Annotated in this window: 15 protein-coding genes; 5 read left to right on the top strand and 10 right to left on the bottom strand. The window is 55.6% G+C overall.

The window, feature by feature from the left end; all coding sequences use genetic code 11:
* Positions 1-506: 506 nt before the first annotated feature.
* The 3 genes from OOF89_RS20285 (at position 507) to OOF89_RS20275 (ending at position 2,719) form a co-directional block, all read left to right on the top strand.
* Positions 507-1,091, top strand: coding sequence for a dihydrofolate reductase family protein (locus OOF89_RS20285; RefSeq protein WP_266082366.1), 585 nt, complete (start codon positions 507-509; stop codon positions 1,089-1,091).
* 131 nt (positions 1,092-1,222) lie between these two features.
* Positions 1,223-1,765 (top strand): RBBP9/YdeN family alpha/beta hydrolase, encoded by a 543-nt coding sequence (locus tag OOF89_RS20280; RefSeq protein ID WP_266082364.1) that lies wholly within the window; start codon positions 1,223-1,225, stop codon positions 1,763-1,765.
* Positions 1,766-1,969: 204 nt separating this feature from the next.
* Complete coding sequence (locus OOF89_RS20275; protein WP_266082362.1) at positions 1,970-2,719, top strand: SDR family NAD(P)-dependent oxidoreductase; 750 nt, start codon at positions 1,970-1,972, stop codon at positions 2,717-2,719.
* Between the two features lie 361 nt (positions 2,720-3,080).
* Here the strand turns inward: OOF89_RS20275 and OOF89_RS20270 are convergent, their stop codons facing one another.
* From OOF89_RS20270 to OOF89_RS20230, 9 genes are all read right to left on the bottom strand, one after another.
* The gene (locus tag OOF89_RS20270; RefSeq protein WP_266082788.1) at positions 3,081-5,108 is read right to left on the bottom strand and encodes a TRAP transporter permease; all 2,028 of its coding nucleotides are present in this window, start codon (positions 5,106-5,108) and stop codon (positions 3,081-3,083) included.
* Between the two features lie 209 nt (positions 5,109-5,317).
* Entirely contained in the window at positions 5,318-6,388 is a 1,071-nt protein-coding gene (locus tag OOF89_RS20265) for a TAXI family TRAP transporter solute-binding subunit (protein ID WP_407661669.1), read from the bottom strand.
* A 114-nt stretch (positions 6,389-6,502) separates the two neighbouring features.
* Positions 6,503-7,945: an acetyl-CoA hydrolase/transferase C-terminal domain-containing protein gene (locus OOF89_RS20260; RefSeq protein ID WP_266082360.1), complete on the bottom strand. Its 1,443-nt coding sequence runs from the start codon at positions 7,943-7,945 to the stop codon at positions 6,503-6,505.
* Positions 7,938-8,522, bottom strand: coding sequence for a MaoC family dehydratase (locus tag OOF89_RS20255; protein ID WP_266082359.1), 585 nt, complete (start codon positions 8,520-8,522; stop codon positions 7,938-7,940). The genes OOF89_RS20260 and OOF89_RS20255 overlap by 8 nt, the downstream gene beginning before the upstream one ends.
* A gap of 39 nt (positions 8,523-8,561) precedes the next feature.
* Positions 8,562-9,767, bottom strand: a complete 1,206-nt coding sequence (locus tag OOF89_RS20250) for an acyl-CoA dehydrogenase family protein (RefSeq protein ID WP_266082357.1) — start codon at positions 9,765-9,767, stop codon at positions 8,562-8,564.
* Between the two features lie 235 nt (positions 9,768-10,002).
* Entirely contained in the window at positions 10,003-11,343 is a 1,341-nt protein-coding gene (locus OOF89_RS20245) for an MmgE/PrpD family protein (RefSeq protein ID WP_266082355.1), read from the bottom strand.
* A 344-nt stretch (positions 11,344-11,687) separates the two neighbouring features.
* A complete protein-coding gene (locus OOF89_RS20240) occupies positions 11,688-12,458 on the bottom strand; it encodes an IclR family transcriptional regulator (RefSeq protein ID WP_266082354.1) in 771 nt (256 codons plus the stop codon).
* Between the two features lie 325 nt (positions 12,459-12,783).
* A complete protein-coding gene (locus tag OOF89_RS20235; RefSeq protein ID WP_266082352.1) occupies positions 12,784-13,599 on the bottom strand; it encodes an IclR family transcriptional regulator in 816 nt (271 codons plus the stop codon).
* A gap of 350 nt (positions 13,600-13,949) precedes the next feature.
* Positions 13,950-15,200, bottom strand: a complete 1,251-nt coding sequence (locus tag OOF89_RS20230; RefSeq protein WP_266082350.1) for a Zn-dependent hydrolase — start codon at positions 15,198-15,200, stop codon at positions 13,950-13,952.
* Between the two features lie 185 nt (positions 15,201-15,385).
* Between OOF89_RS20230 and OOF89_RS20225 the strand changes: the two genes are divergently transcribed.
* Positions 15,386-16,909 carry a sodium:solute symporter family protein gene (locus OOF89_RS20225; protein ID WP_266082349.1) on the top strand — a complete coding sequence of 508 codons (1,524 nt, stop codon included), beginning with the start codon at positions 15,386-15,388 and terminating at the stop codon, positions 16,907-16,909.
* Positions 16,909-18,237 (top strand): amidohydrolase, encoded by a 1,329-nt coding sequence (locus tag OOF89_RS20220; protein ID WP_266082348.1) that lies wholly within the window; start codon positions 16,909-16,911, stop codon positions 18,235-18,237. Before OOF89_RS20225 ends, OOF89_RS20220 begins: the two co-directional genes overlap by 1 nt.
* A 758-nt stretch (positions 18,238-18,995) precedes the next feature.
* On the opposite strand, the gene OOF89_RS20215 is transcribed toward OOF89_RS20220, so the two are convergent.
* A complete protein-coding gene (locus OOF89_RS20215) occupies positions 18,996-20,954 on the bottom strand; it encodes an archaea-specific SMC-related protein (protein WP_266082347.1) in 1,959 nt (652 codons plus the stop codon).
* Between the last annotated feature and the right edge of the window lie 141 nt (positions 20,955-21,095).

Genomic DNA, 21,095 nt, shown 5'->3' with positions numbered 1-21,095 from the left:
ACCCGCAGGCGGACCATTATTACCGCTTTCAGCAAGAAGTCGGTGAGCAGGTATTGTTCAGCAACACGGCGAATACAAAGTAGAACGACCGTACGTGGTAGCCTTTCGAGGACGTCTTCGATGGGAAATCGCACTTGATGTGCTTGTACTCGTTCACGATGTGCTAGCACCGACGTTAGCGTCCACAGAACGTCACGGCCTTTCGACCCGTCTTGGAGATTCGTCACGAAGACGGGAGTTCCCCATCATTCGTCGACGGCACGTCTAAAAATCCATTTGGTATGCGAACCCGCCTCGTGAGCGTGTGGGGGCGGTATATCTTACCGTCAAGACCCGTCTATATGGTTAAGCCACTAGGGAGCGTACGTCGGTTGCACCCGTCTTAGGACGGGTGGGACGGAACGGTCGAACCGAAGATAACGAGGAGGGGCAGACGTCCTCAAGGTAACACATCTTCGGTTGCACATCGTAACGTACTACCTTCAGAAATAGGAGGAAAACAAAACATGAGAAACGTAATCGTTGGCGAGTTTCTAACGCTCGATGGGGTGATGCAGGCACCGGGCGGTCCTGACGAGGACGCCGAAGGTGGGTTCGAACACGGAGGTTGGCAGATGCCGTACATCGACGAGGTCTTTGAAGAGTCCGTCTCCGAAGGGATCGCCACGTCGGACGCTTTCCTGCTCGGACGAAAGACCTACGAGATCTTCGCCGCGTATTGGCCGACAGCGACGAACGATGGGGAATTTGCCGACCTGATGAACGACATCGACAAGTACGTCGCCTCGCGAACCCTGGAAGAGGTGGAGTGGGAGAATTCGACACTACTTGAGGGCGACGCGGCAGAGGCAGTCGCCGAGTTGAAACGACAGCCCGGCGGAGACCTCCGGGTCTTCGGCAGCGGCGAATTCGTCCAGACGCTGATGGAGCACGATCTCGTCGATGAGTACCAACTCATGATCCATCCGTTGATCCTGGGGAGCGGGAAGCGACTCTTCAGGCAGGGGGACGAGCGAATCGATTTGGAACTCCTCGACACGAAAACGACCGGAACGGGCGTCGTGATCCTCAGGTATCGAGTCGACAGATGAGGCTGAACCGTAGAGGCAGAATAGGTGTTCGATTTCCGATCTCTCCTCTATCCGGTTCGCGAAAGACGACCGTCAATGAATCTGGGAATGCAGGCGAGTTGCCGAGGGATCAGGATGATGAGACAAGATCGATGAAAAAACACGTGCTGTTCATCCACGGTGCCGGAGAGGGGGCATACGAGGAAGACGAAAAATTGGCGGTGAGCCTACAGGACAAGCTGGGGGCTGCATACGACGTTCGGTTTCCGAGGATGCCGAACGAAGCTCGTCCTACGTATACGGAGTGGAAACACCAGATCGACGAGGAACTCGCTGCGGTAACTGGCGAGGTGGTTCTCGTCGGGCACTCGTTAGGGGGTTCGGTCCTGTTGAAATACCTCTCCGAAGAGGGGGTGAGATCGACCATCGTTGGTGTTTACCTCATCGCAGCCCCCTACTGGGGTGTGGAGGATTGGCAATCCAGCGAGCTCGAACTACATCGCGACGTTGCATCGGAGCTTGCGAGCGGACTACCCGTGTTCCTGTACCACAGCCGCGATGACGAATGGGTACCATTCTCTCACCTCGAGGTGTACCGAGAACTCCTCCCGCAGGCGACGGTTCGCGAATTCGACGGACGCGGTCATCAGTTCGACAACGATCTATCCAGTGTTGCTCGTGACATCAAACGCTGATTCGGATGAATTGGAAACGCTAGATGAATGAATTCGGGGATCACGGCGATAACCGCCCGATGTCGAGAAAACCAGTCCGATCGATGCTGATTGGGCCGGTCATCTGAATGGCACGAATTTCGCGTACTTCGAAGCTCCCCCTCAGAAAATGCAGCCTCGTCCGGCAGAATCGATTAATACCATAGCCAGCGAAGGTAGACCCCCATGATACTCGATAGCAAAGTCGCCGTGATCTATGGGGCGGGGGGTCACATCGGCAGTGCGGTGGCCCGAGCGTTCGCCCGCGAGGGAGCGCGGGTCTTCCTCGCCGGTCGCACTCAGGCGAATCTCGACGAGGTCGCCGATGACATTCGTTCGAACGATGGCGACGTTGACACCGCTGTCGTCGACGCAACTGACGAGCAGGCCGTCGACGAGTACGTCGATATAGTTGTCGAGGAGGCCGGGCACGTCGATATCTCGTTCAATCTCATCGGGTACGGAGACGTTCAGGAACCATTGCTAGAGATCACCGTGGACGATTTCCTGCAGCCGATAACGACCGCGATGCGAACACAGTTCCTGACCACGAGGGCGGCCGCTCGACACATGATCGAACAGGAGTCGGGAGTAATCTTATTTTTCGGGGGGGATGGCCCGCAGACGTTTCCCGGGTTGGGTGGCTTCAAAACCGCACTCGACGCTATCGAAGGACTCCGCCGGCAGTGGGCCGTCGAGCTCGGGAGGCATGGTATCCGCGTCGTCACGTTGAAAACCGGCGGTATCCCCGAGTCCATCCCCGAGTCGGTCTCAGGTATGGAAGAGATCGCCTCGGAAATCGAAGACGAAACCTTGTTGAAACGGGCTGCAACGCTAGCCGACGTGGGTGATGTCGCCTCCTTCGTGGCCTCAGACCGGGCTCGCTCAATGACTGCCACCGAGGTCAACATTTCCTGTGGTGCCTTAATGGATTAGGTGTCTGGCGAGAATCACGGATGGTAGACAGTATAACGCTGGATCACTCCGCTAGGGTATATTCGGTCGAAACGGTGTCAGCTATCGCGTCGCCGAATTCGCGGGTCCAAGGATGGAACGCGAGGCTACACCTTCGAAGTCACTAGACAACCATTCTGACAACGCGAGCGGAGTCCACCTTCACATTCAACGCTCGACGGCCTGCCCGGACTTGAATAGTTGTCCCCTGGTGCTCGTAACTCCATTCCGTCCCAAGGATCTCCCCATCGTGTAGACGCCCATGATTGAGACTCAAACGTCAGAGCGACCAACAAAATTGATTCCGGAAAAAGCGACGACAAGCGCGGATGGAACTGGGAAGCTACTCGCGCTTCGATTCACTCGGTCGGGGTTGTCGTCCACTGGAAGTGCCAATTTTGCTGCGGAAAACGCCAGTTGGGTCTGGCCGCCCGACGAACGCCTGAACGATGTACATCGCGACGACGAGGGCGAATGCAATCACCTGCACCGTCGATGACGGATAGAGCATAATGACGATACCCATCACGATGAAGGCGAACCGAGCCGGAAGCGTGATCGACGTTTCGAACGAGAACGGGTAGTTGATCCCGTGAATAATCGTGATCGCCCCGATCATCGCGAACGCACCGGACGTGAGCACCTGCCCGTTTAGTTGAGCGGAGACGATTTCGGGATGGTAGACGAACGCGAAGGGAAGGATGAACAGCGGTGCGGATATTTTGATCGCCTCCCAACAACTCTTCCAGAAGTCAGCACCGGCGATCCCGGAGGCCACAGCGACGCAGGTCGCGATCGGCGGCGTGAGTCCCGCGAGAATCGCCGCATAGAATACGAAGAAGTGCCCCGCGAGTTCCGGTAGGAAGAACTGATTGATGAGCGTCGGCGCGATGAGTAGCGCGACGATCGTGTACGACGCCGTCGTGGGCATCCCTAATCCGAGGATAATACAGATGATCATCGCGAGGATGGCTGCAATCCACAGTACGCCGCCCGAGAGATCCATCAGAGTGAGCGAAATCGATGTCGGAACCCCTGTCGCAGTAAGGATGTCCACGACGCCGTTTATCGCACCAAGGATGATCGCAACCGGCGCGAGGACGACCACTCCTTCGCGTGCGCCGTCAAGCGTCTCCCAGATGCTTCGATGGGCGGACGTTCCGACGGACTCCCCGCTCGTTCCGATCGCGGCCTGAATCAAGGGAACCAGCGTGCCGGTAGCGAGCATCGCCGTTGCCGTCCACAGCGCGGCGGTCATCACCGTCACCTGTTCGATCCCCAGCTTGTAGATCAAGATCGCCAGCGGAATGCCGTACTTCAGACTCTCGATGACGAACTCCGACCGATCCATCGGATCCTCGATGAGAGCTTCGGGGTCGGTGTCGTTGAGTTGTGGCACGGAAACGTAGTGTACCGCGATGAAGATCGTCACCACCAACACTGCTGCGGGGATCAAGCCGGCGACGATGACGTCCGCGTATGTGATGCCGGTTATCAGTGATGCCATGATGAATGCGGCAGCCCCCATCACTGGCGGGAGCACTTGACCGGAAGTTGAGGCGACGGCCTCGATCGCACCCGCAGTTTCGGGTTTCATACCGTTCCGCTTCATAAGTGGGATGGTGAACGAGCCAGTCATCCCGGCGTTTGCTGTTTGACTGCCGTTGACCGATCCTACGACGGCCGAGGACAGCACGGCGGTCTGTGCGATTCCCGAATCGATGTACCTAGCCGAACGGAACGCCAGGCGCATGATAAGGTCGAACGCGCCAAACGCCTTCAGGAACCCGGCGTAGAGCAAAAACAGTGCAATCCACGCCGCAACCAACTGTGTCAGGAAGCCAAAAAATCCCCCGACGCTGAGGACGAGAACACGCATGAGCCTGTCCCAACCGATACCGCCGTGTGAGAGCGGGCCGGGTGCGAACATCCCCCAGCGGCCGTAAGCGATCCCCAGAAGGATGATAGACAGGAAGGTCGGGCCGAACGACCGCCAAGTCAGATAGATCACGACGAGCGTGAATACCGCCGCCATGTAGATTTCGTACTGGAGTGCCCTGCCTTGTCTGGTGACGTACAACGCTTGGAACTGCGTCGCGACGTACAGACACGTGATTGCCACGTCGATTGCGGAGAACGTCAACAACAACGCTTCGATCCTGTTACCGGGACCATAGGCTCGTTTGACGTCGGTGGGAAGATAACCCCGACCACCGCCTGCAAGCTCCATCAGTTCGGTGAGGACGAACAGTTCGAGGATGATTCCGAAGAAGATGACGCCGTACTGCGCACGGGGGATGGTCTGATCCCAGGCGTACCAGATGACGAACACCCAGAAGAGGACCGAGATGCCGATCAGTACGTTTCGCATGGACAACAGTTCGGCATCTCCCGGGCGCTCGGTCTCGAACTTCTGACCATCTCCGGGGTCCAAGTCATCCGCCGTTGCCTCGGTCACGACCGGTCACCCCGGTCAATCGGTAGTTCAGTATCGTTTGTCGATTTTTCGTGCATGAGTTGTGTCAGGGTTTGGGTGCTCTGATTGACGTTCAGTTGCTGAATCGTACGGTCGGGAACAGTCTATTCGTTCGTCGAGCCTTCTTTCCAATCATCGTTCCAGACATCGTTGTTCCGCCAGTATTCGGCAACGCCCGGATGAATCTCCAGGTCAGGGATGACGGCGGTAGTCATCGAGTTCATGCCGGAGTGGTCGAGCGCCGTGGGATCAGCCTCGCGAATGGTGTCGTGGTGTTCTGTGGAAAGACGAGCGACCTCTTTTGCCGCATCGGCGGGGACGTCGGGACCGAACGCCCACTGACCGGAGAGAACCCATGCGGTGGTCGTATCCGTGACCTTGGTCACGTCCTGTTCCCACTCGTATGGATAGTCGTCGAACTCGTTCACGATCGCACCTGGCACGTTCTTGATGGCCTGACGGAATTCGTCGTCGACTTCCATCAGGTAGAGGCCGCCGTTGCTGCGGACGTCGACCTCCTGTACCCAGCTCGATAGGTTAACCCCGTTCGCTCCGTAAATGCAGAGCGCATCGGCACGTTTCTCCTCCACGGCGCCGGGAATATCGCTGGTGTCGACGTTGAGGATATCGTTTTGTTTCCAGAGTCCTGCCTCCTTGATCACTTCCTCAGTGAGTAATCGCGTACCGAACCCGGGTTGAATGGGATAGATGGTGTGGCCGCCATCCCGGAGGTCCGCGGTCGACTTGATGCCCGAACCTTCCATCGCAACCCAGTGAATCTCGAGATTCGTAAAGACGAATCCCTGCATCGGGAGGGAATCGATCGATTTGTCCGCAAACGGTCCCTCGTCGTTCATCGCCTTCGAGAGGGAGTTGTTGTCGACGCCGATCGAGCTAAAGTTACCGTTGTCGAACTCGTAGAGGTTGGCCGTCCAGCCATCCGTAACCTGGACGGAGATCGAAACGGAATCACTGTGTTGTTGTGCGGCCCGTGCGAGTGCCTGTGCTGCCTGTTGGGTCGACGACCCGGAACTAGTGCCAGCGATGGTCATTTGATAATTGCCCTCACCGCCGCTTCCGCCGCTGAGGCCGTCGGTACAACCGGCTAAGCTGATCGCTCCCATCGTCGTCGCGCCTTTCAGTATGTTCCGGCGCGATACACTGTCGTCAGACATATACAGACCACAATTATCACTGTTATTAATAAAATTATCGTCGTTCACAAAATTTACAGTAATATGAGCGTCTATAATGATACTCGAGGGAACCGAAGTGGTCGATCGCTCGGGCTACCGGAACTCGAAGTCCGTGCACATCGGGATATGGCCACCCTCATCAAGGGCCTGATCCCTGTACTTTCGGAGGTCGGCACGAAAATCGGGGTGTGCAAGGTCCACGATCCGTTCCATGCGTTCCGTGGGACTCAACCCACGAAGGTCGGCGACGCCGTGTTCCGTAACGACGACGGAGTGATCGTGTTCGGTATGGTCGACATGTGCGACGCTGGGGACGATCCGCGAGATGGACCCGTCTCCAGCGGTCGACGGCAGCGCGATGATCCCAAGGCGGCAGTTACGATTGAAATCACCGCCACCACCGATGCCGTTGATGACGTTCGTCCCGCCGATATGGGTCGCGTTCGCGTTACCGTAGAGATCGATATCGACGGCGCTGTTGACACCCACGACCCCGAATTGGTCGATGAGAGCGGGATTGTTCGACACGTCGGCGGGACGAAGGACGACGTCCTCGGCGTATCGCTCGATATCCTCGAACAGTCGTTGCTGACCTCCGACCGAGAGCGCGAGAGACGTCGCACTCGCCCCTGCCAGCAACCCTTCGTCGATGGCGTCCAGGAGACCGTCTTGGAACACTTCGCCGAAGTACACCACCTCGCGGTCGCCGAAGTCGATCTCGGAGAGTGCACCCATAAGCGCGTTTCCGAGGCTCCCGACCCCGAACTGGAGATTGATGCGGTCCCGTAGCGTCGGATTTCGCTCCAGTTCCGCCTCCAAAAATGACCGGAGGTTGTCCGCGATGACGCCGTCGACGTCAGTCGGTTCCCTGAATGAATACGGGTCGTCGAAACGATCCGTTTCGACGACAGCGACGAGCTTCTCGGCATCGAACGATATCGCTGCGGAACCGATTCGTTCGATCGGTTCGGTGATAGGAATTGGATCGCGGTTCGGAGGAAGATCACGCTGGTAGACGTCGTGGATGTGTTCTAGTTCACGCGGTTGCTCGTGATTTACCTCCACGATGAGGCGGTCGGCAGCAGCGACGAACGACGGCGTGTGTCCGATCGAAGTCGTGGGAATCAACCAGTTCTCACCGACGGCGACGGCTTCGACGATTGCGACGCCAGGATCACCGACATCGCCAAGCCGAACCTCATCGCCGAACCGCGAGATGTGGCGATCGTGGAAAGCTATTTCACCGTCATTGATCGCAGTACGGGAACGTTCGCGAGTCTGAAACGGAAACCGGCGAGCCATCTGGCCTGCCGCAACCAGTGCGTCATCGATTTCGCCGCCGACGCCCCCACCGGAGACGACGGTGAGCGACATGTCGCGATCGTCGTCGGCCAGCGCCTGGGGTACCCGTTTCGGATATCCAACGCCACCGAACCCGCTACTGAGGACGACGTCGGTGGGATCAACGGTGTCAGCGGCCGTCGCCGCATCGGTGGCGGTGAGGCCATCCTGAATGCGGTCGGTCGAGTTACTCATCGGTAGCCTCGGTATCGCCTGGTTGTGTACCGATCCCCTCGGGCCATCCCGGTGGCTGTGCGGCGCTTGGCTGGGCGTACTCTCGTTTCAACACCATCGGGGTCCGCTTCAACGAAAGGACTTTCTCGTTGTCTTGATTGTACGCTCGTAACTCCGTTTCGACGATGCCGACGTGATCGCGACTATCGCTCTCCCGTTTAGAGAGCACTTCACTCTCGGCAAGGATGGTGTCGCCGTGGAAAACGGGTGCATGGTGACGGACGTCGTCGTACCCGAGGTTCGCGGTGGCGTTGACCGAGACATCGATGACACTCATCCCGACCGCCAGTGCGATGACAAACGTTCCGTCGACGAGGCGCTCACCGAATTCCGTTTCGGACGCGTAGGCCTCATTGAAGTGCATCGGGTTGAGGTTCATCGTTACGTTCGTCATCCAAACGTTATCCGTCTCGGTGACGGTCCGCCCGAACGGATGTTTGTACACGTCACCGATCGTGAAGTCCTCGTAGTAGCGGCCCTGCCATCCTTCGACCAATCGATTCTCCGTCGTCTCGTCCGTCGTGTTGTTGTCGTTCATGATATTGCGTCTCTTTGGATCTCTATTACACGTGATTCGTCAGTACGATCGAGGGAGTCCGAGTACGTTCTCCCCTACGTAGTTGAGTGCCAGTTCCTGTGTAAGAGGGACGAGACGGGTGAGTCGCGCCTCGCGAAAGTACCGTTCAACGTCGTATTCGCGGGCCACACCTCGTCCGCCGTGAGCTTGAACGGCGGCGTCCGCCGCCTCGAAGGCAGCTTCGGCGGAGAGATACTTCGCGGTGTTTGCCCGTGAGCCGATCGTTTTTCGATCCGCGTCTTTCGTCCGTGTTGCCGCGTCGAACGTGAACTGCTTTGCAGCTTGGACGCGAGCAAACGCCGCAGCCAATGGATGTTGAATGGCCTGGTTCTTTCCGATAGAACGACCGAACACTTCTCGCTCGTTCGCGTACTCGACAGCCGTTTCGATTGCGAGTTCCCCGAGACCCACCGTCTCGGCGGCGATTACCAATCGCTCCTCGTTGAGGCCATCGAGCACCTGATAGAACCCCTCGTCCTCGACACCGATCAGCTGGTCGGCGGGAATTCGGAGATCGTCGTACGTTACGCGGAAGGAGCTCACCGCCCCGCTCACAGTTTTTTCGATCTCCTCCAATTCGATACTCCCATCCTCGATTCCACGCTCGATATCGACGAGAAACAGCGAGACGCCTTCAGTTTTCTTTCCCGCTTCCTCGTATGGCGTTGTTCGCGCGGCCAATACGAGATAGTCACTGACGTCGATGCGGGAGGTCCAAAGCTTCTCGCCGTTAACTACGTACTCGTCACCGTCGCGATCAGCGCGAGTGGTGATCGCGGTCGACTCCGATCCCGCCTTCGGTTCGGTGAGGCTAAAACACTGGATCCACGCATCACCGCTCGCCACCCGCGAAAGGAGCCCGTCTTTGAGCTTCTCGCTCCCGTATTTTACGAGTGGCGTCGAGTTATAGATAGCGGCGTGAACCGTCTGTGCGCCGCTAAATCCTGCCCCGCTTCTGGCGATTTCGTACATCATCGCTACCGCTTCCTCGGTTCCGTACCCCTTCCCTCCATACGCTTCAGGGAGGAGGATTCCGAGCCACCCTTCCTCGGCAAGGGCGTTGACAAATTCGTGGGGATACTCCCCCTCCGCGTCTCGGTCGCGCCAGTACGTGTCATCGAACTCGCGACACACCGTCCGTATCGCGTCACAAACGGCTTCCTGTGTCGGAGATAGCGCTAACCCGCTATCGATAGGATCTGCCATCATTTATGGTGTATTGGATGAGTGCATTAAACGTATTGGAGCCACGCAATGATTACCGGATAATCCGTTGGATCATTGCGTGCAGAGCAACGCTCGGCACCATGGCTGATCAGTGCGACATTTCATGCAGTGCGAGTAAGTATCGGTTGTAGACACGGAGAACGTTCGAGGAACTATAAAACCGACGCGGGGTTGCTGTGTGATCTGCCTATCGGATGCGCGTTTTCAGCACGATTCAGCTGTCCCTGGCGATCGTCGACGCGACATCCGTTCGTGTGGGGAGCGACGAGAGGACGTCGTACAATCGTTCGGTTTCCGCGTCCGAGATGATCGTTCCGGCACACTCCTCGAACTTGGCTCGAAGTTCGTCATCGGTCAAGGGATCGTCGTGGACTCCCGGTGGATTCTCCCGGGTTCGTTCATACGTATCGTTGGCGGTAGCGATACGCACAGTTGCCTCGTGGGAATCGTACGCTAGATCCTCGTCAACGACGAATTCGACCCGTTCACGCATTTGCTGCACGCGCGAGTCATCGAGAGCGTCGTCCCGGAACGTTGTTAGGTCGATGCTATCCCGAACGATGGCGCTCGCGACCGCGTACTCCATCGAGAACTTCGCTTCGAGACCGGTGTCAGGGTCCGCGTGATGGAGCGCGTCGCCAGCACCCGCCGATGCTGAAACGGTTACGTGTTCGACGGTGGCAGGGTCGATTCCGCCGTCAAGAAGCGTCTGTGCCGCCGCAATGGAGGTGTGCGTAAAATAACAGCAAGGGTATGCCTTGATGTGAATCCCTTCCGACCGTAGCGCCCAGCGATCGCCGACCGAGAACCGATTCCAGTCCGCCGAGCTATACAGATCCCAGAACCCCCGTTCACCGCTTATCGCCGCTTCGTCGGCGGTGAGTCCGTTTGAAGCGAGACGACTCGCAGTGATTCCCGACCGTGAACAGTGGCCGGCATGAAGTGGCTTGGTCATGGATCCGAAGTTCCGTTTGAGCCCCGACGGCATCGAGGCGGCGATATTGAGCGCGTGTTCGACTTCCGGTTCGTCCAGGTCGAGCAAATTGGCCGTCGCGGCGGCCGCGCCGAACGTGCCGAACGTAGCCGTCGCGTGCCAGCCAGCCTCATAATGGTCGGGGGAAATTGGTTGAGCAATGGCACACTCTGCTTCGAAGCCGGCTGCGTACGCCGTAACGAGGTCACGTCCGCTCGCGTCGGTTTCATCAGCGAGCGCAAGCAGGGCGGGAACGAGCGTTACGCTCGGATGCCCGCTCATCGACCATGAGAGATCATCGTAGTCGAGTGCATGACTAGCCGTTCCGACACGCAAGGCCACGGAATCAGGGGAAGCGTCCGATTCGATGCCGAGCAATGTCGCCGCGTCGGCGTTCGCCGGATCGATTCCGGCAGCCTCAGTCGTCACCTTCCCGGCACCTTCGGCCGACCCTGCCAGCGTCACACCGATCGTGTCGATGAACGCTCGCGTAATCGTTGCGATACTCTCCTGCGGAATATCGTCGTACGACAATCCTGCGATGAATTCACCGAGACACGTCTCCGCTAACACCGATTGCATGGTAACTACTGTCCGTCATCATCCTATAAACGTTTGGCAGTCGAAAGTCGATCGTCAGTCGTCCCAACTGATGACCTGCCGTTCCGTACCCGACCCATTCGATACGTTCTTCCACGATACTCCGGTCACGTTCGACGATAAAATCGCGGTGATGTTCGGAATACTCGAACATCGGATTCACGTCGTCTTGAACGGCCGATGAAGAGCATTTCGAAACTGGTTCGAAGAGCAGTATTCGAACTATTCGAATCCGTCGCGTTTCGCTCCGTGTCCTCTCGAGTCCATCGTTCCACGATTCACGTTACAGCGATAGTTCTGTAATGTCAAAGGAGGAAAGACGGGGATTACGCGTGAGCGATGTTGAGTTCGAGTTCGTTCGCGGTTCCGAGTAACAGGTTCGGGAGTTCCTCTTCGAAAAATGGTCCTTTCAAACGGTTCCCCGGACCGGAAACGCTGATCGCACCCAGAATGGTACCGTTTCCGTCCCTGATGACCGTTCCGAGGGCGTGAAGTCCTTTCACGTTCTCCTGTCTATTGATGCTGTATCCTCGTTCCCGAATACGTTCGAACTCCTCGAACAGTACCTCCGGATCGGTTTCCGTGTACTCCGTCGCGGACACCAATCCGTATCGATCGAAGATTCGCTCTACCCGCTCTTTCGGCAGATGTGCAAGGATCGCTTTACCGGCCGAAGTCATGTGTAGCGGAATACGCTTTCCGATTCCAGGATCCGTCAGTACGGCGTTGCTTCCCGTCTCGCGATGGACGTACACCGTCTCGCCGTGTTCTTCGACCAGAAACTGGGCGCGTTCACCCGTCTTCTCTGCCAACTCCCTTACTTTCTCTTCGGCCATGGAATACCCTTTCTTACGGGTTTGACCATGTTCTCCGAACTCGAGAAATCGAAGACTCAGGTGATACCGGTTCTTTTCACAGACGACGTATTTCCGATGGTGAAGCGTCTGAAGGTGACGGTGAACGGTACTCTTTGCCAAGTCGAGTTCGTCGGCGAGCGTCGTCAACGATGCTCCCTCCCGCTCGTGCAGAACTTCGAGTATTTCGAACGCCGTATTCACCGTAGAAACTGGATCGGTCGGTGTGTCTCCGGTTTGCATGCCTATTACTACCATCCAACTCAATCGCATTTAATGTTTCGTATGTTCGAACGAAATTCGACGAGTAACCGATTGGTCCATGCCGCCGATGTCGATAAAACTGCAGTCGCGAGTACATGCACCACCTTCGCTTATCAGGGTGCTCGTTTCGGGGACCGGAGTAAAGCGGGGAATGTTACTTCCCCATCTTGCTACTCAAAAGCCGGTATTCAGATCAGCATGGAGGCGACAGAACCGCACGGCACAAGCAACCGTCAAATTTTCCTGAAGCGAATAACCGAGAAACGCATGGGGACTAATTACAACTGTAGTATTGTAATTCCAGTTAGAACGGACCAGTACCGGAGGAACGTTCGACCATATTTAGGTTCACTTCGATAACGTTCGCTGTCCGCGTCACCAGTTCGGGAATGTGTTTGTGAAATTGGTCGCCACTTAGTCGTGTTTCCGGTGCCGATACGCTCAGCGCACCAAGAACAGACCCATTCCGATCGTGGATTGGTGCTCCGACGGCACGAAGGCCCTCGACCTCCTCTCCGTTATTAACTGCGTACCCCCGCTCTCGAATCTTGTCGAGTGACTCGAACAATGTTTCTCGATCAGTGAGCGTCGAATCGGTCATCTCAGGAAGTCCATATCGGTCGACGACCCATTCCACTCGCTCTTTTGGAAGCGACGCAAGAATAGCCTTCCCTGTTGCCATCGAGTGAAGGTAGTTTGCACGTTGCTTTTTCGCGATTTGGTAGTCGGTTCCGACAGCATGTTCACCACGGATCTTACAGAGATTGATCCCGAGACCGTGTTGTTCCGTCGTCAGATGTGCGTACTCTCCTGTCTCGTCCGCCAACTTCTCGATTTCCGGCTTACCGATTCGAAAGAGAGGACTTTGGTTTCGAACATGTTCCCCCAACAGGAGAAATTGAAGACTGAGTCGATATTCGTTACCGTCTTTCACGACGTATTTTCGTTCCTTCAGCGTATAGAGATGCTTATAGACCGCACTCTTGGAAATATCGAGATGGTCTGCCAATTCCGTGACACCCGCACCGCCGAGAGTTTCGAGTGCATCGATTACATCGAGTGTCGTCGTTACCGTCTTGAGGCTTTGTGTCGATCGGTTGTCGTCGGGTTGGTGCGTCATACACGCATCCAGATTCGCTGAATGCATAGTTGTTTCCATACCATGGAATTCACTAAATTCAAAATAGGTACTGTTGGGCCCTCATGTGGCAAAATAGATCCACATTATTACCATTGTGTGATCGAATTGGCCGATAACGAGACTCTACAGCGATAAGATGATATAATTCGAGTTGTTTCCCATACATAGAATACCGGAATCACATCGATCGCGAGTTCGTGAGCGATATCTACGAAGTTTCGGTGTAAGTAAGCGTGTTAGCCGTTTTCGAGGTGGATAATACAAAACCGGTTACTGACGCAGGTACTGGGGAGATAGTATAACGAGAGACACCGGATACTGAGGGGGTACTATTCGTCCGAGAGGTAGAAGAGGGAGTTTGCGAGTACTTCGGTACAGTTGGCACAATCTTCCCAATCCGTCCATTCGAGTGGATTATGCGAGATTCCGTCCGTGGAAGGTGCGAACAGTAACCCAACGTCAGTGAACGGCTCTAACCGCATCGTGTCGTGAGCCGCGCCGGAATGGAGGTCGGTTGCAGAAATATCGGCTTCAGTTGCGGTCTCGTGAACCGCTCGACGGCACCGTTGACTCATCTCTCTCGGTTTCCGATGTCGAGGCAATGAAAACGACGTTTCGACGCCACGTTCCGCTTCCACGGTTTCTAGACTAGCCTGGACGCGATCTATCAGATCTAGCATCGTCTTATGAGAGATGTCCCTGACGTCCACAGTAAAATCGACTCGTCCGGGGACGACGTTCGGTGCACCTGGCGATACCTCGAACGATCCAACCGTCGCGACGGCCGTTGGTGCGTCTTGCTCGTTGAGTTGAATTGCCGCGGTCTCTATCTCGTTGACGACGGTACTCGCTGCTGCAAGTGCATCGGTTCGGTCGGTCATCAGCGTCGTGCCTGCGTGGTTTGCCTCTCCGGTAACACTAACGGTACAGCGCGCGATACCCGTAATCGCCGTTACGACCCCGACAGAGGTGTTCTCGGCTTCGAGTCGCGTATCCTGCTCAATGTGAAGTTCCAGCCATGAGTCCCACTCTTCCGGATGAATTCGACCCTCACCGAGAAATCCGATGGAATCGAGTGCGGTTTCGAGCGTCGTTCCCTGGTCGTCAGTCAGTGTGTGTGCATCTTCGATAGAGAGCGACTCTGCCGCGACGGCTGATCCCAATGCACCGACACCAAAGCGTTGCCCTTCTTCTTCGGTGAAACAAACCACTTCCATCGGACGACGGACGGCAAGGTTTGCATCCTGCATCGTCCGAACCGCCTCGAGACCGGCATACACACCTAAGGGGCCATCGAAGATACCACCTTCAGGAACGGAGTCGAGGTGGCTACCGGTGGCGACGGCTTTCGAATCGGGATTCGCGGTTTCTGGGACCCATCGACCGACGATATTTCCCACTCCGTCGATACGAACGTCCATCTCCGCCTCACGAAGTCGGCGTACGAAATATTCCCGAGCACGTTTGTCTGCTTCAGTACCCGTCAACACTGTTCGTGCATGTCCGTCATCGACATCAACCGATCCGAACTGTGCGTTCGTCTCCAGGTCACGCTGGAGGCGTTCTGCATCGATCTGCATAGTCCGAGCGACAAAGGGTGTGTATTTGTGTCTTTCCCATGTCGCTCGGATAGGTCGGTTTAGTATATATTGAATAATTGGAATTTTAAAGCAGACAATAGATCGTTTACTATTGTTGGGTGATTTTCATGCTGTTGGGTGGAAAGAAAAGTATAAATAGTGATGGTGAAACCGTGTCTGTAGGAATGCTACGGTCATACATAGCAGGTATTGTCGTTGCATACATCATCGTGATGTTAGGCATCGGCATATACTTCCACAAGAAAGGGATGCAAGACCTCGAAGATTTCTTCCTCGCGGGGAAGGGCGCACCATGGTATCTGGTTGCGTTGTCGTTCTTCGCAACTGCGATCGGTGCGGGCGGAACTATCGGATTGTCGGCATCGACATATGACGGGCAGAGTATCACGGCGTTCTGGAGTTTTGGCATTTCACTTGCGAGTTTCTTCGTCGTGGCGGCCCTCCTCGGACATAAACTCCCAAAGACGTCGAATATTACGATTCCTGCGATGCTGGAGGATCGCTACGACGGAAAGACGCGGTTCATCGCGTTACCGTTCTATATCCTCCGGTTCGTAAGTACGCTTGGAGCACAGTGGTTGGCGGCAGGAACTATCATCAGCTTCCTCCTCGGTGATATCATCACTATCGAGCAGGCAGCCATCCTTGGCGCGATCGTCATCACTGCGTACACCATCCTCGGTGGAATGGCCGCCGTCATGTGGACCGACTTCGTTCAGGGAATCATTCTCTTCGTCGGGCTGTGGGTGCTGGCGATACTCGGTATCTTCGAGTTTGGTGGTGTCTCGGCTATGACTTCCGAAGTGACCCAACGTGCACCACAGGCATTCGACCTCTTCGCGATGAAATGGACGCTCATCGCAGGATACGTTGTAACGCTCGTTCCGAGTATGCTCGTCCGACAGGGATATCTCCAACGAGTGATGTCAGCTCGCAGCCCTCGAGACGGGTTCATTGGTACGACACTCAACGGTATCATCGGATTCGCTTACATACCAGTTCCACTGATCGTCGGTGCAATGGGTATCGTGATGTACCCCTCGATTGCGGACTCACAACTCTTGATGCCGACGATGGCTGTCGATATCCTGCCGACGTGGCTCGCTGGCGTTCTCCTTGCGGCACTCGCGGCTGCAGTCATGAGCAGTGGTGATAGCTTCCTGCTCTCGGGTGCATCGAACTTCGTCGAGGATATCTATATTCGATATATGAACCCGGAGGCTGACAGCGAAAAGCAGCAACAAGCGTCGCGGGTTGCCGTCCTCGGATTGATGGTCTTCTCGCTCGCGCTTGCACTCGTCGTCCCTGGAATCATCGACCTCATCGTCTTCGGTGCGGTCGCACTGACCGGCGGTGTTCTCGTCCCCTGGCTCGCCGCGTTTTACTGGCCACGTGGGACGTCCGACGCCGCCTTCTGGAGCATCGCCCTCGGTGCTGGCCTCACCGTCGCATGGTGGTGGGCAGGATGGTTTTCGGACACTGCCGAGTTCATGGGGTTACATCCAATCTTCGTGGGACTCCCACTGTCAATCGCCCTGTTCTTCGGGATTTCGCTCATGCAGGAGCCCGAGTACGACAGAGTGTTGGCAGCTGCGGAGAAGCACAACCTCGACGACTTGAAGAAGAAGACCCAACAGGCAATGAACGAACGGCCGTCGAATGACGGTGTAGTCTCGGATTCAGACTGATGACCGATTACGACGAAAACGTTCACGAGGATACGAAGGTAGAACGTAACGAATCGATATGGAACGGGTCGGCATCGCTCGTCGAGATTCGGCGAGATCTACACGCACATCCGGAAGCGGGATGGAAAGAGTTCCGAACGACCGCACTCGCCGCGACGGAACTCGATCGCCAGGGTTTCACCATACACCTCGGTGATGCAGCGGTTGCAGTGGACGAACGACTCGGCGTTCCGGATGACCGTGCGATCACAGCCGCACGCCACCGTGCGTACAAAGAAGGGGTCCCCGAAGGGCTGTTGAAGCGAATGGGCGACGTTACTGGACTTGTCGCAGAGCGAACCTACGGAGACGGCACCGGACCGGTGGTAGGCATCCGTATCGACATGGATGCGCTCGAACGAGTGGAAGCACGCGATGAGTCCCATAAACCGTTCCGGGATGGATTCGTCAGTCGCCATCCAGAGGAGATGCACGCGTGCGGGCACGACGGCCACACAGCCATTGGTATCGGCCTCGCGCGTCAGTTAGATGCGTCTGATTTCGATGGAACCCTCAAGCTTTTCTTCCAACCTGCGGAGGAAGGCGGTCGTGGTGCGATTCCGATGAGCAGGAGCGGCCACGTGGACGGTGTCGACTATTTCGCCGCGTTACATCTCGGTCTCGGCAATGAAACCGGGAAAGTGATTGCCGGATACGACCGCCCGCTTTGCAACTGCAAATTCCTCGTTCGATTTACCGGTCAATCCGCACACGCCGGGAATGCACCGCAAACAGGAGCAAACGCATTGCAAGCGGCGACAACCGCTATTCAAAACCTCTATGCCATTCCTCGACACAGCGCCGGAGCGTCTCGGGTAAACGTCGGAAAGGTTTCATCCCCAAACGGACAGAACGTCATTTCCGACCACGCCGAGATGATGATCGAAGTTCGTGGTGAGACGACCGAGATCAACGAATACATGATGGAAAAATCGAATCGAATCGTAACTCACTCAGCAGAAATGCACGGAGTGAGCTATGATATCGAGACATACGGAAAGACAACGACCTTCGAATCCGACGAAGAAATGGTGGCTTCCGTATCCGATTCTGCAGCGATGGTCGATGGAGTGACAGCTGTCTCGACACGCGAACAGTTCGGTGCAAGCGAAGATGCATCGTATCTCATCAAACGTGTTCAGGAGCAGGGTGGAAAGGCGACATACATTGGAATCGGAAGCGACCATCCGGATGGACATCACACGCCGTATTTTGATATCGACGAAACGTCGATTCAAATCGCCGTCGATGTCCTCATAGAAACGGTCGAAACGGTGGGTACCCGATAATTAGCGGCCGAATTGCTCCACAATCTTTTCCGGGTTTTTCGACCGTAGGATCACCACTATTTGGTATCTGCCACGGTATCAAACCCATGCCATCTCGACGACAATCCAACGATTTTGAAGGGAACAAAACTCTAACAGCGGACGATTGGAACTCGTTCTGGATAGGGGATTACGGCCCGATGAATTAACCAACACTACAATATCCAAGCAGGAGAAATTGTATGCTAAAAGGTGCGACGCTAATGGCGGAAAGATCAAACTCGAACACTCCGATTTGCAGCCAATATTCGTTCTGATGAATTCCAAAAGCAGGACGGTGAAACGCTGTAGTTACACATAATGAACAGGACTTTCGTGTGTGACGTGTCGTACAAGCAGAAGCCACTCGAACAGGCGCTACGGACATCAATCGTGCTGAGGAGGCTACGAACGATGGACTCGTTGCCAAGGCTCAGGCGAAAAAGATCCCCAATGACGCCACAGATTGGAACGCGCTGTTCAAAATAGGACCCTCGCGAAAGAACCGATCGCAGCGAAAACCATTAATAAGACCAGTTTTACGAGTTTCGAAGACAAGAAAACTCGTTATCAAACGACGAATACAATGTCACATTTGTAGGTTAAAACAGGGGTGAGCCAGTATCGCATGAAGCCCGGGTTGCTTAGTTCCGCAAAATAACAGCTATGACGGTATCCAACCCCCGATTAGATCGAGTTCATACCATGAAATCAATTCCGGAATGGCGAATGAGGAGGAATTAGATTTCGGTCACACGTTCGTACTCGCTGTCCAGCGCCGCCGCGTCCTCGGGCAGCAGGGCAGCGACGAGGTAGCCCGCGTACTCGCTAAAGTAGTCAACGAGCGTCGCAATCCGATCCGAATCGATCGCTTCGAGCGAGTCCAAGAGGATAAACGGCACACGATCGTAGACGTCGTGAACGAGATAGCCTGCGAGTGCGAACACGAGTCCAGTGACTTCTCGCTCGCTCTCGCTGAGGTGGTCGATCGTATCCTCGTACGTCGACTCCGAGTCGGTCGTACGAATCACATGGAGGTTGAACACACTTTTCGAAACTTTGCGCCGTCCTTCCCGAACCTGCTGTTCCGTGCGCTCGATCCAGATTCGATCGAGGTTCGCATAATCAAGCAACTCCAGCATACTCGCCATGTGGTCGTTGAACTGATCGACTGCGTTGGCCTCGATTTGGTCGATCCGAGTCCGGAGGTCGGTCAGTTCACTTTGAATCTCAGCTCGTTGCTCTTCGAGTTGTTCTTGTTCGACCAGTTTGTCTTCGATGTTCGAGATTTTGGTGTTGACGTCGTCGAGATCGGTTTCGAGCCGTTCCAACTCGAACTCGAGTTGATTCGCTTCGCGGTGGAGATCGAGCACCTCGCTGTAGTCTTCCTGTTCGAGTTCCTCTACTTCCTGTTCGAGGGAGTCGATGTCGTCGGTTACTGCCGCACGTTCATCACGAAGGTCATCGAGTTTCGCGCTTCGATCGTCAAGTTCCGTTTCGAGTTGCTGAAGACGGCGTTCGACACGCTGACGTTCCTCTCGCTTGGCTTCGAGTTCGGACTTCTCTTCTTCGAGTTCCTTCATCTCGGCATTGAGCTCGCTCCGTTCGTCGAGCTTGTCTTGCCGAAGGGATCGAAGCTGTTCGAGCGTCGATTCGATTTTCTGCTTCTCGACTTCGGTTCCGCACGTCCAGCAAACGACCGTTTCCGCATCGGCGACGAGTTGATCCGTGAGCGACCCATCCGATCCCGATTCCGCCGTCGATTGGAGCGCTGCGCGAATATCAGGGCTGGTGCCCTCGAGCATCTCTTCGTTGAACTGGACGATCGTTTGGAGTTCGCTTACGGTCGAATCGAGTTGTCGCTTCCGCTCACGCAGGGTCTGAAACCGCTGTTCGAAGTCAGTGGCTGGGTCAGTCGAAACATCCGGAAGGTTCGCCTGCTCACTTTCGAGTTCGTCGAGTTCGCCCTCTAAGGCTTCGATACTATCCTCTTCAGTTTCGATCTTGAACCGAATATTCTCGAGATGTGATCGGGTCTCCCGCAGCTCTTCTAACTTTTCATTGAGCTCTTGTTTCTCCTTTCGGGTTTCACTGACATCGGAATCAGCATCTTCGAGTTCAGTTTCCTTCGTCTCCAGCGCTGCTCGTTTTTCCTCTATTTCCCCTTCCAGACGGGTTCGCTTTTCTTCGAGTTCGGGGAGCTGTTTGCCGAGAGATTCGAGTTCCTCTAACTCGCTATCGATCTGGCGTTTTTCAGTAGTGAGTTGCTCGATGTCCGCCTGAATCGCATCGGTATCGACGGGACGCATGATCAGATCCCGAAGATCGTCTCCGCGAGCGACTGCACGTCGTGCTTCATTCGATTCGAGCAGGAATGCGAAGAGATCGGCAATCTCGGGATCGTCGAGATATGGCTCACCGCTCGTCACGACGGTTCCGTTTTGCCTGGAAAGGGTTCGTGTATAGGTCTCGTCACCGATGGTGAGTTCGACCGAACCCTCGTCGGCATCACCTTTGAGCGAAGCCCGTTCGCTGCCGAGTGCGGCCATGATAGCCTGGAGAAACGAGGTTCGGTTGGTCGCGTTTCGACCGGTGAGAACCGTTACACCCGGGGAGAATGACACGTCCGTTCGATCGATTCCACCGATGTTATTTACCGATAGCTCGACTGGGAGTCGATTCCGTTGAGCAGATTCCATACAGTCCCTTTTGACTTGGAGCTTATAAATCAAACCCTTTACTATGCACTCGATTATAAGGGCTTTACCGCAACAATCGACCAGACAAACATAAGTAAGGTATTAAATACTACATCAATAGAATGTAAACATCGAATCCAA

Source organism: Haladaptatus caseinilyticus (assembly GCF_026248685.1).
GTDB lineage: Archaea > Halobacteriota > Halobacteria > Halobacteriales > Haladaptataceae > Haladaptatus > Haladaptatus caseinilyticus.
The sequence above is the reverse complement of the archived record's forward strand: the minus strand, read 5'-3'. Positions and strand labels throughout refer to the sequence as shown.